Below are 14,924 nucleotides of genomic sequence, written 5' to 3'. Positions count from 1 at the left end.
TAAAATACACTCGACTAAAAACCTATCACCAGGTATTATCGGACAGGGAAACAAAAAATTATGCTAACATTAACATTGATGAATGGCCAGGCTCATTTTTACTGCCGTCTTGCCCGTCATTTAAACGTTTGAATTGACACTAGTTTCCTCTCACGTAGATCTTAAGCTCCTGGCCAGGTACAAGCGTGGCACTCTTTAGGTTATTCATTTCCATGATCAGCTCCTCCGGCACATTGAACTTACTGGCTATAGAAGTAACTGTCTCTCCTTGTTTCACCCTGTACGTATTCTCGGATAGTGCCACAGACTCGTTTAACTCTATCAGCATATCAAGGTTTGGCCGCAGGTTGTCAGGATTTGGGATTCGTATGGGACTGTAGGCTTGTAGCACATCACTTGTTAGTCCGTTTAGCGCTTTGATCTCCTCTATGCTCACCTCATAATTTTTTGAAATACTATACAGGGTCCCCTGTGGCCTCACCAGATAAATTTCCGCTGGTTCATAGTCTATCGGCTTATTAGACTTTATGGAAATCTCGATTCGCCTGTTAAATTGTCTTCCATACGGTGAATTATTCGGTGCCACGGGGCTTCTTTTTCCCATAGCCAACCACTCAATCTGCTCACCTTTCATACCCAGACTCTTAAGTTTTTGAAGGGTCTGATCATTCCGCTTTTGACTGAGATTGAGATTATAATTATCAGCACCTATTGCGTCTGTATGGGATTTCAATTCGATATAGATCTCCTGTCTCTTACTCAGCGCCGCAATTTCCTGCAAAGTAATAACTGCCTCCCTTCTTAGCTCATAAGAATCAAAATCAAAATAAATATTGGTTTTTTTAATGTATTTAAATCTACCCGACTGTGTGCCATCTACCTGCAATCCTTTCACAAAAAAGGGTGAAGCAATCCCCTGCCGGGTAACCGAATCACCCGCAACTACTTTATAATTCCCTTTTGGCAGATCTTCAAAATTAAATGCTCCATTCTGACTGGTTGTGGTTTTGGCGATGGTCACTTCCCGGTCATTTACCACAAGTAATGGAAAATCCATTAACGGGCTTCCGTTATCATTCCTAATTAGGGTTCCTCGTACCGAAACGTAATTATGCTGGTCATTATTAAATCGTGCCACTCCAAAGTCTACTGTATTGGTGGCCAGGTCTTTCGACTCCACCTGAAGGTCTTCACTGAGAATTCTTTGGTTAGCAAACCTGAAATCTCTGATTCGTTCAAGGTGTATCTTCTCTTCTTCACTTAGGGAAGTAAGGAACCTTGAATCTTCGGGTTTCAGCTTATAACTTCGTCCATTTTCAACCAAAACAGATCTCGCTACCAACCTGTTCCATTTTTTCTTGAGTAATGGAGCTAAGGTGGAGTAAAAAGAAAATGCCTCTCTCACATTTGACTGTAAGGCTGGCTCAATGGTTTCACCAGACTCAAGTGCAGTAGCCAGTAACTTTATATAATGCTTTTCAGTAGAAGACAGGGCTTTGAAGTAACCATTATCACTTTCTATCACGGAAGCGTCTTTGTACTCCTTATTCAAATATTCTTTTGCAATAATCCGATCTATGATCCGCTTTTCAGCTTCAAGCTTCATTTCATAAAACCGAATATCAGAAGATGTCAGGGTCTCAATTTTTTGTCCCTCCTCTACTACAGGACTCAATGATGTAGCTGGCAACCCTTCTTCTTTTGACTCCACCTCCGGCAGTTCCGCCGGAATAAAAACATTACCAGATACTTTCAGCTGTTGAGCTGAAGCTTTGAGATACCTTTTCAAATAAGGAAGATCCTCTTCACCTGCACCGGCAAACACCTGACTAACATCCATGCTGGTTCCTCCGACCGAAATGCTATCGGGAAGCTTTTGATCCCTGAGATGTGTTTCGGCTACATAAATATCTGCTTTTATGGTATTATTTATGATCCTGGCTAAGATCCGATTCAATATTTGTTGTTGTTCTTTTTCATATTGATCATATATCGCCAGAGACTCGGGGCTCAGATTGCTGCCTACCGACTCTATATCGGATAAGATAAAGGAGGTTGCTATTTCCCGAAGAGCATGAAGGTGTTGTGTACTCAGGTTTTGATAAAAAAGTTTATCCTCTTCCCGCAAAGCATATTTTTGATCATTTGCCAGGTTTAAAAATTTCTCCTTTACTGAGGCGAAAACCTGGTCCCTTTTGTCAGCACTCAATGTCTTCAAGTAGTTTACTGCCTCCTGTGGTATGGTAAGTTCCTCAATGTTTGTCTTGCCTTCAAGGTACTCATAGGCAAGCTGATCTACCTGGCCCTGATCCGATTCGGAGAGTTTTTCGTAGTTTGGTGTTGGATATGCAAAGTCGTCAGCCTTTTTCAGCCTATCAGCTATGAGCATATACACCCTGCCTCTCTCCGTTTCGGAAAGGCCATCATAAAACTCCTGCTCTGAAGCGTCCATCGTCAAGCTCGAAGAAAACCCCTCCTCTTCGATGTATTGTGTTATCAGATCATCGAGCTCCTTACGCTGACCCGCAGACATTTCCTTATAATAAAGCTCGTCCTCTATCCTGAGAGCCTGGAGGTCTCTCTTATTAAGCTGGAGCACTCGAGCATTAATGATCTTCTCGATCCGTTTCTTATCTACTTCTGAAAGTCCGTTGTATTGATGTAGAAGGTTGGTAGGAAGAGGAATGTCCACACCCATCATCTTAGCTGCTAACAGGTTGGAAACGATCTCCTTTATCCCGGAAAGATCAGGAGTCTCAAAATTATAGGCCTCCACATATACTGCTTCGGATTCCGGAACACTCTCGACTGTGGCTAGCTGAGCATCTGATTCTGAGGGCATAAATACAGCCTTCGGTTCTACCCAACTATCCCCTAAGACCGTCAGGAAACGCTTTAACCTAAGCTTATCTTCTTCTTCATTAACAGTGATCCTTTTCCTCTCTACGAATTCGTCAAAACGATCTTGAGATATCGAGCTTATAGCCCGTTTCTCTGGCTGACTTAAGTTTGCTTCAGCAAAATAGATATCAGCTTTCACTGTATTGTTGATGATCTTTGCCAGGATCTTATTTAAACTACGCTGCTGATTTGAAGAGTATAATCGATACATCTTCAGGTTACCGGGATCAAGGTTGGGTTCCAACGTCTTCAGATCTGCCAGGATGAAAGACGATGCTATTTCCCTCAACGCTTCCAAATGCTCCTCACTTAAAGCCTGATAAAATTTCCTGTCATCTTCATTAAGTGCAAATTGCGGATCATTAGTCAGATCCAGCATCTTTTCTTTCACGGAGGCTACGACTTTCTCTTTTTTTCCGGACTCCAATTCCCGTAAGTAATACGTCTGGGCTGGTGAAATTGTAAGTTTATCAAGACTGGTCTTATCCTGAATGTATTTATAAGTTAGATTATCCACCTGCCTTTGGTCAGCTGCAGGCAACGAGTTATAAGTAACAGGTTCATACTCATAGGCATTGGCCTGTTTAACCCGTTTGGCAATGAGGCGATCAGCACTTTCCCGATGATCGTCATTTAACGAGGTGTAAAAAGCTTGTTCTGATTCGCCAAGGCCAATCCTGCTGGTAAGGTCCTGATCCTCAATATACCGGGTGACAAGATTGTCCATGTGACTCTTATCTTCACTACTCAGGTCCTGGTAATAAAATTCATCCTCAATGCGCATAGCCTGGATATCCCGCTCATTCAGCTGCCTTATACGTGCGTAGATGATCCGGTTAATCCTATCCTTATCGTCCAGGCTTAATTTTTCATATACATCCGCAAGCTCCTCTGCCAAGGCTAAATCCACATCTACCACTTTAGCGGCTAAAAAGCTGGAGATAATGTCATTAATGGCTTTCTGATTTTCGTAATCAAAATCATAGTCATCTGAAAACAATGAGTTTCGCCCGGCTACAGCCTCCTCAGTAGAGATTTCTGTGATAATTTCTTCTTCCGTTTCTATCTGAAATTCATAAATATCCAGTTTGCCAAATCCACCATCACGATTAGAAGACAAATACCCCCTGTTGTTGCTCACAAACATGAAGACTTCATCCTTATTACTGTTGAAGGGAAATCCGGGGTTAAATATTTCCGGATCAAAAAAGGAAGCTCCCATTGCCATGAAAATATCAAACCCTCCATAACCTCTGTGTCCGTCTGAAGAGAAGAATAAAGCGTGCTGATCAGCATCATAGAAAGGAGAAATTTCAAAAAACGGCGTATTCACCTGATCTCCAAGGTTTTGGGGTTGGCTCCAGTTATCACCCCCAGCACTGACCGACATCCAAAGATCATATTCACCATACCCGCCGGGACGATTTGAAGCAAAAAACAGTGTATCTCCCGTAGGTGTGATACTGGGATGACGTGAATCATAGTCCGGCAGGTTGATAGCTTCTCCCAGAGCCTTCGGTTCGGTCCACTTGCCATTTACAAGTCTGGAAACATAAATGTGGCATACGTCCCCCAGCTTCTCATTGCAATTGGTGTAATAGAACTTGGTAGCATCTGAGTTAAACGACCCTGAACCATCTCCCCATTTGGTATTGATTGTCTTTTCGAGATCATCCGTGTAGCTTTCCCATTTACCATTCACCTTTTTATACCGATATATATCCGCAAAAGACTCACCAAACCGATAATCAATCAGGTTTCCACGTCCGGAAGAACGGGAAGAAGTAAGGCATAGGATCTGATCATTATCATATGAGAACGCAGCAAAGTCCATATACTCGGTATTGATCTCATCGCCACAGAGCTGAAAATTGTGGTCAGGTTTAGGATTGGTGAGATCATTTAATGCAAGCAGACAGCCTTCCTTTTCGATATGCGCCTGCTTATAATATACTCTGAAAGTAGAGTCTTCATGCAGGTTCAGCTCTTTAAGCTTACTCATAAATTGCTCGAATGCTTTTAACGCAAGATTAAACTCACCTCCGTGCTTCAGCATTTCAGCATAATAGAAACGAGCCAAAGGAAATCGGGACTGACTATTTTTTGCCACCTTTTCATAATAATGCAATGCGCTCTCATAGTCAAACATGAGGCGATGGCACTCACCCATCTGGTAGAGGGCTCCCAGGTGCTCAGGCTCCTGATCAAGAACCTCTTTATAATAACGCATTGCCTTCACATACTGCGCATTGCTGAAAAGCTTATCACCTTCCTTAAATATTGCCGATCTATTGAGGTCTTGTGCACTCAGAGCTATTGAGCAACTCAGCAAAGCAATAAAAGGTATAAAGCGCTGCAAATTCATAATATTATCCATTTCCTGTCACCAAAAAAGCCCCCCAAATCCTGGGATCCGGATAGGTTTCTCTTAACTTATACTGTGCATTCCTAAAGGAATCTATCACCTGATCAGACTCTAAAAACTCTTTGTAGAAGTATGTCATAAGTTGCTGTGTAGCCTTGTCTTCTACCTTTGTCATACTTGTAATAATGTTTTCTGCTCCGGCCACCATGATCGCTCGCTGCAACCCATAAACGCCCTCGCCCAGCTCTATATCTCCCAAAGCTGTCTCACAGGCGGAAAGCACCACTAGTCTCGTATTGTTCAGGTTGAGATTCATCGCCTCAAATGAAGACAGTATTCCATCATTCTTGGGGTCTTGTACTTTACCACTGAGATAGTTTCCATAAGACTCGATCGCCCCCCTCAAATAAAGTCCTGATTTGAACATAGGATTGTTTCCCGGGGTAATTCTGGAAATTACCGGATCATTATCAGCAAAATATCCATGTGTAGCAATATGCAATACGGTAGGTTGGTAAGTAGACTTTAATCTGGTTTCGGAAGCATCTGTTTGTGTAAATATTCGAATGTCCCACCCCTTGGATTTCATCATTTCAGCCAGGTCTTCTACCTCTTTTTGAGCGCCCGGCAGGTTATCAAGTCTGAAGTTAAAATCTCCGTTATTTAATCCGTAATCAGGATTGCCTACCAGGGTAGCAGAAAGCTGCCCATCATAATTTGTGGATGTTTTCAGAATATCTTTACTGTTAGTGACATAGGTGACATAATATTTATCGATCAGATACTCATCCTTTCCGGATTTTAAAACATTGGGGTTCATTTTAAAGAATACCCCATCCGGTGAAACCACCACTTTCTTTACATTATTTAACTTCTTATCTACAGAGGCCCAGTAGTTTATGTAAGAGGTTCTCAGGTCACTTTCATATTTTACAGAGTTCGAATACAATGAAAACCCTTTGCTTTCCAGAGCTGCGCCATTTTCTAAAACCACATATTCGGGATTTACGAATGAATCAGGCTTTAAGACAATAAACAGATAATGAACCTTATCCGTAAACCCAAAGTATCCCGTAGACTCGCTTACCTGATTATTAAATTCCCTAAACCGAACGATCTCAACCAGCGCTTGCTCCTCAGTTAATTTCCTCCTGATATCCTTCCAGTTTTTTTGCTCTATGTTAAAAAGTCCTTCGAATACTTCAGACCTGAGCATCATATCCTTTTCCATATCCTCTATGGATTCCTCTACTTCCCTGATATTAATTCCGAAACGTATAAGCTTTGCCTCCCCCAGCTGATAGTAACCTGCCAAACGCACTTTGGCCTCAGACCATTGGGTATACTGCTCTATCAGTTTATTATCATAACTATTCAAGACGGCCCGTCTGATTCTCTCCGAAGAAGAAAAAAGAATTCCCTTGGTCGCAATCTGATGGTTAAAGATATTTTGGATGAGGTCAGGCCGCTCTTCCAGCAGCTGATAGGCTACAAAGGTGTAGCGCTCAATATCTTCACGAATATTTTTGTAGAATAAAGCTCTTTCATTCTCCGTAAGTGCAGGAAAAACAGTAGTGATCTGCCTAATCTGGATATCAATAGCCTCTTTAAGATATTTTTCTGACTGATTAAAGTCATCCAACGAAAAATAATGCAAACCCAGATTTTCAACAGACCGGGCATAAGATGGGTGATTTATACCCAGGCTGTTTTTCCTGATTTCCAGTGCCTGTTCATAGTAACGACCGGCAGCTGTATAGTCTCCCATGGAGGAATATAAAATTCCCAGGTTGTTTACAGTAGTCGCATAATTGGGGTGCCTTTCACCATAAATAACCCTATCAATTTCCAGAACAGATTTATAATATTCTTCTGACTCTTTAAAGTTCCCCAACTGACGTTCCACACTGGCCAGATTATTAAGTGCATTGGCATACTGGGGGTGATTGGTACCATAAACAGACTTGAAGATATCAATCGCTTCCAGCAAAAGGTCTTTAGCTTCTTCATTCCTGCCTTCTCTTTTTGCTATAGCTGCCAAATTATTTATAGCTGTCGCATAGTAGTTATGTTCCTCTCCCAGGTGTTTCTCACTGACCCGCTTTACTTCACCGAAGTACCCTGCAGCACGTTCCATGTTGTTTAGATCCATGTAGAGAATTCCCAGATCATTCAGTGTCTCAAGTAAAAATTCTTCCGGAAGGTCAGGAATCTGGCGCTTTTCCCGCTCAATGCTCAGCAGGAGCCTTTCAGCCTGGGAAAACTCACCCCGATGCTCATACAGCATAGCCAGGTTCTCCAGTGATTCTACATAAGCAATGGCATACTCCTCTCCCAGGTCGTGATAGATGCTATTGGCTTTTAACAGGCTCTCTTCGGCCAGCCCCAGCTCTCCATTCTGGATATAAATCCTTCCGATATGGTTCAGCACATTAGCAAACTCGCTGCTTTTTTCGTGGTGGATACTCTTACTGATGCTTAAAGCTTTATCAAAGTGGTGATGGGAGGTCTTGTAGTCTCCCAAAGCCTCGTAAAACTGACCCAAATTGACCAGGGCATCTACGTTTTCGTCAGTTAGTTCTCCTAAATCCGCCTGAATACTTTCCTGGGCTTCTGTCAGATAATTCCTGGCTCTGTCATAGTCACCTATTTGCAATGAAAGATCTCCAAGCAACTGAAGTGTCACTGCATAGTCAGCATTCTTTTCGGTGTAATGAGCTTGTTTAAGCTCGAGAGCAATCTCCAGGTACCTTTTAGCTCCCAGATAATCTTCTAACTGCAGTTTGCAAAAACCAAGATTATGGTTCAGGTTAGCCTTTGTGAGAGGATCCGCATCAAATTTTTTGAGGGAATATTCGATCTTTTCACCTGCTTGTTCCCACTTTTTGCTGGACAAATCGGCTTCTATCTGAACATTTATCTCCTCAAAAGACTGGGCGGACAACACAAGTGCCCAAACAGTCAGGATAAGAACGGCGGTGTTTTTTACCTTCACTGAATTATACAATCTGGTTGAAAAAAGCCCACTTTCTCTTTCTCATTCAATCATGGGCTTAACTACAGGGATCAAGATAACCAGCAGCTCTAAACCTAACAACATATATTAGATAAACACCAACATTTTATTGCTGAAACACCATACTTTAGTGCTATAATACAATTATTGAGCTTTTATCCGATTTGGATAATCTGTTATCAATCCATCTACTCCCCACTCTTTTAACCGGCTAATATCAGACGCTTCATTGACTGTCCACGGAATAACCCTGACGCTCTTGCTGTGAAGGTCATCAATGATGGCCTGGGTGAGTAATTTGTAGTATGGACTGTAGATGGCAGGGATGAAACCCAGTGAATCGAGGTTTTCCTGGTATGAAAGGTCATTTTCAATAAGCAAGGCAAGCGAAACATTGGGGTATTTCTCATGAAAATATTGCAAAACACGGAAGTCAAACGATTGGATGGTAATCCGTGCCCAGTCTATCCTTCCGTCAATTTCCCTGTAAACCAGATCACTAAAAGCTCCGGGCGCAGGATGGTAAATGCCGTCACTTCCCGGCTGACACTTCAACTCGATATTGAAATTTACCGGCCTAAATCCGTTCTGGCTGCAGTACATTTCTACCGTATCGATCACTTGTTTTAAAAGCGGTTTCGAAACCTGTATTTTCTTCTGGTCGGGAAAGCGAGGATGTGGCTTACTGCCACAGTCAAAAGCCTTTACCTCCTCATATGTCATTCGGTAAATGTTAAGTTGACTCTCTGTGGAGTCTGGAATTGGCTCACCTGAAGGTTGCAAACAGATCTTGGCAGACATGTAAGGCTCATGGGAAACCACCAGCTGATTATCTTTAGTTACTGCAAGGTCCATTTCCAGGGTAGTCGCTCCCTGATCAATTGCATAAAGAAATGCGGGGATGCTATTTTCAGGCATCATACCCCGTGCTCCTCTATGTCCCTGAACATCAAAAGGTTCTTTCACTTTCTCTACACATGAAATGAGCATGATGCTCAACCCAATCCCGATAGCTATCGGGATTGAGCAACACCGCGACACGTAGTCCAACCATGGATGATTACATTGGGAAGTAAATCGCCTACGCGGCCCGGCTAATTTCGCAACTTTAAACACATAAGTAAAGCAAAAATTAGAGTAATAAGTTAGAAGGTTTGTCATGACAAGAAATTAATTCGCGTAAAGACATAATCCAGTGACTCCTCATTTATGACCATTCGGTAATAATCGGTACCTGGCAGGTTTTCGGGTTCGTATCCGGTTTTTTGAAGATACTTTTTACTTGTTTTCTCATCAAACCAGTGCACCAGTCTGATAACCCCACGATCTATCTCGAGGCAGGTCATCCCACGCTTCCCGATGACACAGCCAGAATTAAACAGGCAGGGAATGTGAAAAATGGTATTATAAACATAATTCAAAAAGTTCGTTTCGGCATTCTGCTTATAATACTTCTTGAGATCCTTCTTATACGCCTTAATGGATTCTTTAATGGACCCACCCTGATCACAGGGGCTACTGGCATACTCCCTGCAGAGCTGCTCAATCTTATACTTCAGGCGTTCCACTTTATGGAGAGACTCAAACAGTGGACGGTGTGTGTGGCCGATAATGGAAACAATCTTCCGGTAAGCTGAGTAATGATATGTCCGCTTTTCTATTTTATACTGTTTGGTACTGCTATGGGAAACCGAATAGTTTTTAATTCCTAATGGATTTGCAAAATACCTGAGCGTAAAGCCAATAAGCTCATTATGTTTCTGAAATTTCTTGGATGCCTGATGACCATGAAATATAAAAAGCGAATCCTCCCCGTATGTAAACCGTACAGCTTCTGTAAGCAGGTAGGGATAAGGGTTTTCTTTCATGACCGCTAACTCCAGATCATGATTGCCTATTGTTTTTATAATACTGGTTTCCTTATGGAATTTTAAAAAAAGATCAAAAACCGGTCGCCAATGGTCATGTATCTTTTTTACAGGAAAACGTTGTAGCTCCTCCACGTCTCCATTCAAGATCAGTGAAAACTTCTTTTTTAAGTAGTGCTTTTCAAGAGATTCCTTAAAAAGATCCGAATTGGATTTGAAGTCATCGGTAGAGCCACCATCCCCCATATGGAGGTCACTGAATATAACCCAACGATCCTTCCCTGTCAGTTCAAACGAAGGAGATTCTTCAAAAAGCTTATCAAGATTTTGATAGACGATCTTATTTGTAATCTTCACAACGAAAATTTAATCAATTGCTAAAATAATGGGATCAAATCCAAAAAAATGCGCATTAACCTTACCTTATTTTTACCCTATTGTTAAATTAGACGTTGTCCGTTGTAAAACGTCTATTTTTACTATCTTGGGGCGCGATCACAACATTTTTTTAGATCTTGATGTACACTCACCCTTATAAAGCAGAAAAGCTGTTAGTTGCTGTGGACTGTGTGATCTTTGGCTTTGACACCAATGATCAATCGCTAAAGCTCCTACTATTTCAGCGAAAAGTAGATCCGTTAAAAGGTGAATGGTCACTGATCGGAAGTTTTGTGAAGGAAGACGAAGATGTGAACCGTGCCGCAAAAAGAGTTCTCTATGAGCTGACCGGCATAGACGATATTTTTCTTCAGCAGCTAAAGTGCTATGGAAATGTGGACCGTGATATCGGCGATCGGGTGATCTCTATGGCATATTGGAGCATCGTGAAGCTGGACCAAAAGGTAGAGGTCCCCTATGATCGGTACCATGCCAAGTGGTTCAAACTTGATGAGATCCCGGATCTGGTTTTAGACCACAATGATATGGTGCGGGATGGCCTGGAGAAGATGAGAAAAGAGATACAGCTGAGCCCGTTGGTCTTTGAACTATTACCCGATCTCTTTACGATTCCTCAGCTACTCAAGGTTTATGAAGAGCTCTATCAAACATCCCTGGATGACCGAAATTTCAGAAAACGCTTTTTAAGCAGCGGAATTATCACCAAAACGGATAAAAAAGATAAGTCCACCTCAAAAAAGGGGGCATTTCTGTATAGGTTTGATCCCAGCGGATTTTCAAACTCTCTCAAATGGATGTATTGAGCAAAAACACCCTTAACGCTAACCATTTTCTCTTCAAATTCTTGATCATTGGTCTGACAGCAATTTATTCATGCCAGCAGCAAAAACAAGGAGAGGAAAAAATGCAGGTTGGTGAAATAACCTCACCAACAGACTCAATGAGCAGCTTGCCCTATTTAGTTGTCGGAAATGATGACAACTTATATCTCTCCTGGGTAGAAACCCATCAGGATACTGCAAAGCTCTTATCTGCTCAGTGGACTGATGAGAGCTGGAGTAAGCCTGAAAAAATTACTCAAGGCACTGACTGGTTTGTAAATTGGGCCGATTACCCCATGATCAGTGTGGGCTCGTCCGGAAAGCAATTGGCACATTTTCTGGCTAAAAATGCCGAAGGAACTTATTCATATGATGTAAATCTGATCATTGAAAGCAATGTATCCGAAAGCTGGGGCAAACCATTTGTCCCCCACCAGGATAACACACCCACAGAGCATGGATTTGTCAGCATGATCCCTTTAGGTGACAATACGTTTCAGGTAGCCTGGCTCGATGGCCGAAATACCGGAGGTGATCACGGAGAGCATCATGGAGCGATGACTTTGCGAACCGGAGTAGTGGATGAAAATGGAACGGTCACTGAAGAGCTTCAACTGGATGACAGGGTTTGTGACTGTTGTCAGACTTCAGGCGCTATGACCAAAAACGGACCGGTTATAGTTTACAGAGATCGGTCAGCCCTGGAAATTCGGGATATGGCCATTGTCCGTAAGGTCAATGGAAAATGGACAGAACCAAAAACAATTTACGCTGACAACTGGAAAATCGCCGGATGTCCTGTAAATGGCCCTCGTGTAGCTGCAAGAAAAAATACCCTGGCCTTGGCCTGGTACTCAGCTTCTAAAAACCTGCCCGAAGTAAAAGTAACTTTCTCCACGGACGGTGGTGAAACTTTTCAGCCTCCGATAATCGTTGACGACAAACAACCACTGGGACGTGTAGATATCGTTTTGGTAGACAACAAGCGAGCTATGGTTAGCTGGCTAAGCCAAAATGAAGACTCCACATACATCAAAGCCCGACTGGTTCATATAAATGGGTCCATGCAAGCGCCGTTAATTATTTCAGAAACAAGCAGCTCCCGAAGCAGTGGATTCCCGCAAATGGAAATTTATAACAACGAGGTATTCTTTGCCTGGAGCGACCAGGGTGATCAAAAAATCCACTTAGCCAAAGCAAAACTTAACCTGTAATTCATCACATAAGTGGATTTTATCAACCTTAATCCACTTTTTGTCAAAGTTTAAAAGTCAAAGGGTGTCAGAATTTCCGGCACCCTTTTTTCCCTTGAAAACCGAAATGAGTGGATATTCGTTAAACATGCAGTGTTTGTACTTTACCAGAATAAAACCTCCAGTTTTCAAACAAACAGCTAAAAGCACACTCTAAAGAAAATTTCTAATAAAAACACCAGGTCCTGTAAATGGATCGTGCCTGTTTGTGATTTTTTTTCATGGAGGTTTTGTTTTCTGCTGAAATCCTTAACTTCTTCAGGAAAGTAAAAATCTTGAGAAATGGAAATTGAGATCATACAGGGAGATATCACAAAGCTTGAAGTAGATGCTATTGTAAATGCAGCAAATAAGTCTCTATTGGGAGGCGGCGGGGTAGATGGCGCCATTCATCGGGCTGCCGGACCGGAACTTCTGGAGGCCTGTAAAGAGCTGAATGGCTGTGACACAGGGAAAGCTAAAATCACTCCCGGGTTTAAGCTGCCGGCAAATTATGTAATTCATACCGTAGGGCCCGTTTGGAATAACAATGCCCAAGGAGAGGATGATCTTTTAAAATCCTGCTACCATAACTCAATGCAGCTAGCTCCGGAAAATGAAATCAAATCCATTGCCTTCCCGTCAATAAGTACCGGAGTTTATCGTTTTCCCCTGGAAAGGGCCTGTAAAATTGCCGTGAAAACTGTGATGAATTTTGGCCGGAATCATCAATTACCGGAAAGAGTGATCTTTGTAATGTTCTCGAAATCTGATTATGAAACGATGAAAAAAGTTTATGCAGATCTACAAATATGAATCCTGAACCACCTATTTAAATCATGATGGAGTACTTTGATAAAACCGAATTTTACATATTTCTGGATGTACTTATTGCCTCTGTTCTTACCATGCTTGTGGGGATAGAGCGAGAAAAAGCCCAAAAGGCAGCAGGTGTACGTACCAACATGATTGTCGGGGGCTTCACATGCCTTACCGTTTCACTGATTCAGCCCCTCATTGAGTTTATCGGAGGACACAGCTCAATGGACATTGTTAACACAGACCCTATCCGTGTCCTTCAGGCCATAGTAGTAGGCGTAAGCTTTATTGGCGCCGGTACTATTATTAAATCGCAGGATAGCCGGTCGATTACCGGTTTGACTACTGCAGCTACTTTACTGTACTCAAGTGGCATTGGGGTTTGTGTAGCCTCAAAGCTCTATTTGCTTGCAGTCCTACTTACAGTCTTTATCCTGATTATCAATAGGGTAATAAACCTGATGGCCAGGAAATTCACCTCCATAAAAGATTGACTAAACTAGTTTTCGGTGGTCAATGCGAGTTCGACCGATCCGGTAAAATCCTGCATGATCAAACGAATTTCAGAAGGATTAAACCGGGGGAATTCACTTACGACCATACTGGTATTCAACGTGCGCTGATAGCCCACAGTAGAGTCATTCTCATAAATTTCCACAGCAAACGAACCTTTTGATTTATTGACCAGCGTAATAGAAAGTACCAGCGCTGTGGTATCAAAGTTAAGTTGAGTCAGCAATTCTTCGTCCATTTGGTCTGCCACAACTACATAAGAAAAAGTATTCTGTACGTTTGCAACTACTGGTATATTAGTGACCAACTCCATCTCATCCGGCCAGTCCACTTCTGATCCATAACAAGCAACCAGTAATAATACTAAAGGGAGTAATTTCAGGCGTTTCATTTGTGGTGTGTTTTTCTTAGGACACACTGTTATCACATTTGGTTTGAAAACTGACAAAAAAGCGGATTTAACCCAGGTTATTCATTAAAAAATGAATAATTGACGAAAAATGCCTCCAAAAAGCATTTTTGTCAGGGTTAACCCAATCCGGATCTAACTCGTGTCAAACCCGGTTTTTCGAATCAGGATAGCCCATCCACCTGAGTCCACCCACCTCCATTTATACAGTTAACCCCTTCAGATTTCAGTATCCTTGTAGCCTGGGCGCTCCGCATTCCTGACGCACAACACAGGATCACTGGTTTTTGGAGTCTTTTAATCTCCGACATTCTCGTGCCAAGCTGCTGCAGTGGTATGTTTTTAGATCCTGACACATGACCACTTCTATACTCTCCCTGAGTACGAACATCGATCACTACTGCACCCTCTGAAAGAAATCTCTTTAGCTCTGACTTTTTTGATCCCAGGCCCAATAACGTTTGTAAAATCCCCATATAGTTCATTTTTCTTTTCAGCAAAAGTAAGTGTGATAGCTCGCCCGATTTGTGACAATTGTTACATTCCACTTTTCTATATTTTCCCTCTTTCTCCGTGGGTTC

10 protein-coding genes are annotated in these 14,924 nt (G+C 42.2%); 4 read left to right on the top strand and 6 right to left on the bottom strand.

Annotation, left to right across the window (positions count from 1 at the left end; genetic code table 11):
• Window positions 1–139: 139 nt before the first annotated feature.
• The 4 genes from AC3E9V_RS03275 to AC3E9V_RS03260 form a co-directional block, all read right to left on the bottom strand.
• A complete protein-coding gene (locus AC3E9V_RS03275; protein WP_488751759.1) occupies window positions 140–5,266 on the bottom strand; it encodes a LysM peptidoglycan-binding domain-containing protein in 5,127 nt (1,708 codons plus the stop codon).
• Window positions 5,267–5,270: 4 nt separating this feature from the next.
• Window positions 5,271–8,261: a CHAT domain-containing protein gene (locus AC3E9V_RS03270; RefSeq protein WP_488751758.1), complete on the bottom strand. Its 2,991-nt coding sequence runs from the start codon at window positions 8,259–8,261 to the stop codon at window positions 5,271–5,273.
• A gap of 165 nt (window positions 8,262–8,426) precedes the next feature.
• A complete protein-coding gene (locus tag AC3E9V_RS03265) occupies window positions 8,427–9,272 on the bottom strand; it encodes a glycerophosphodiester phosphodiesterase family protein (protein ID WP_488751757.1) in 846 nt (281 codons plus the stop codon).
• 167 nt (window positions 9,273–9,439) lie between these two features.
• A complete protein-coding gene (locus AC3E9V_RS03260) occupies window positions 9,440–10,507 on the bottom strand; it encodes a metallophosphoesterase family protein (RefSeq protein WP_488751756.1) in 1,068 nt (355 codons plus the stop codon).
• Window positions 10,508–10,668: 161 nt separating this feature from the next.
• Between AC3E9V_RS03260 and AC3E9V_RS03255 the strand changes: the two genes are divergently transcribed.
• The 4 genes from AC3E9V_RS03255 to AC3E9V_RS03240 all read left to right on the top strand — a co-directional run bounded on the left by AC3E9V_RS03255 (window position 10,669) and on the right by AC3E9V_RS03240 (window position 13,915).
• Window positions 10,669–11,352, top strand: a complete 684-nt coding sequence (locus AC3E9V_RS03255; protein ID WP_488751755.1) for an NUDIX hydrolase — start codon at window positions 10,669–10,671, stop codon at window positions 11,350–11,352.
• Complete coding sequence (locus AC3E9V_RS03250) at window positions 11,340–12,584, top strand: exo-alpha-sialidase (RefSeq protein ID WP_488751754.1); 1,245 nt, start codon at window positions 11,340–11,342, stop codon at window positions 12,582–12,584. Before AC3E9V_RS03255 ends, AC3E9V_RS03250 begins: the two co-directional genes overlap by 13 nt.
• A gap of 321 nt (window positions 12,585–12,905) precedes the next feature.
• Window positions 12,906–13,418 carry an O-acetyl-ADP-ribose deacetylase gene (locus tag AC3E9V_RS03245; RefSeq protein ID WP_488751753.1) on the top strand — a complete coding sequence of 171 codons (513 nt, stop codon included), beginning with the start codon at window positions 12,906–12,908 and terminating at the stop codon, window positions 13,416–13,418.
• Window positions 13,419–13,441: 23 nt separating this feature from the next.
• Complete coding sequence (locus AC3E9V_RS03240; protein WP_488751752.1) at window positions 13,442–13,915, top strand: MgtC/SapB family protein; 474 nt, start codon at window positions 13,442–13,444, stop codon at window positions 13,913–13,915.
• Between the two features lie 5 nt (window positions 13,916–13,920).
• Here AC3E9V_RS03240 and AC3E9V_RS03235 read toward each other — a convergent pair whose 3' ends face one another.
• Together AC3E9V_RS03235 and AC3E9V_RS03230 are read right to left on the bottom strand one after the other, a co-directional pair.
• Window positions 13,921–14,325 (bottom strand): hypothetical protein, encoded by a 405-nt coding sequence (locus AC3E9V_RS03235; protein ID WP_488751751.1) that lies wholly within the window; start codon window positions 14,323–14,325, stop codon window positions 13,921–13,923.
• Window positions 14,326–14,507: 182 nt separating this feature from the next.
• Window positions 14,508–14,819, bottom strand: coding sequence for a rhodanese-like domain-containing protein (locus tag AC3E9V_RS03230; protein ID WP_488751750.1), 312 nt, complete (start codon window positions 14,817–14,819; stop codon window positions 14,508–14,510).
• Window positions 14,820–14,924 lie beyond the last annotated feature (105 nt).

This window comes from Marinoscillum sp. HNIBRBA16962 (assembly GCF_057801515.1).
The sequence above is the reverse complement of the archived record's forward strand: the minus strand, read 5'-3'. Positions and strand labels throughout refer to the sequence as shown.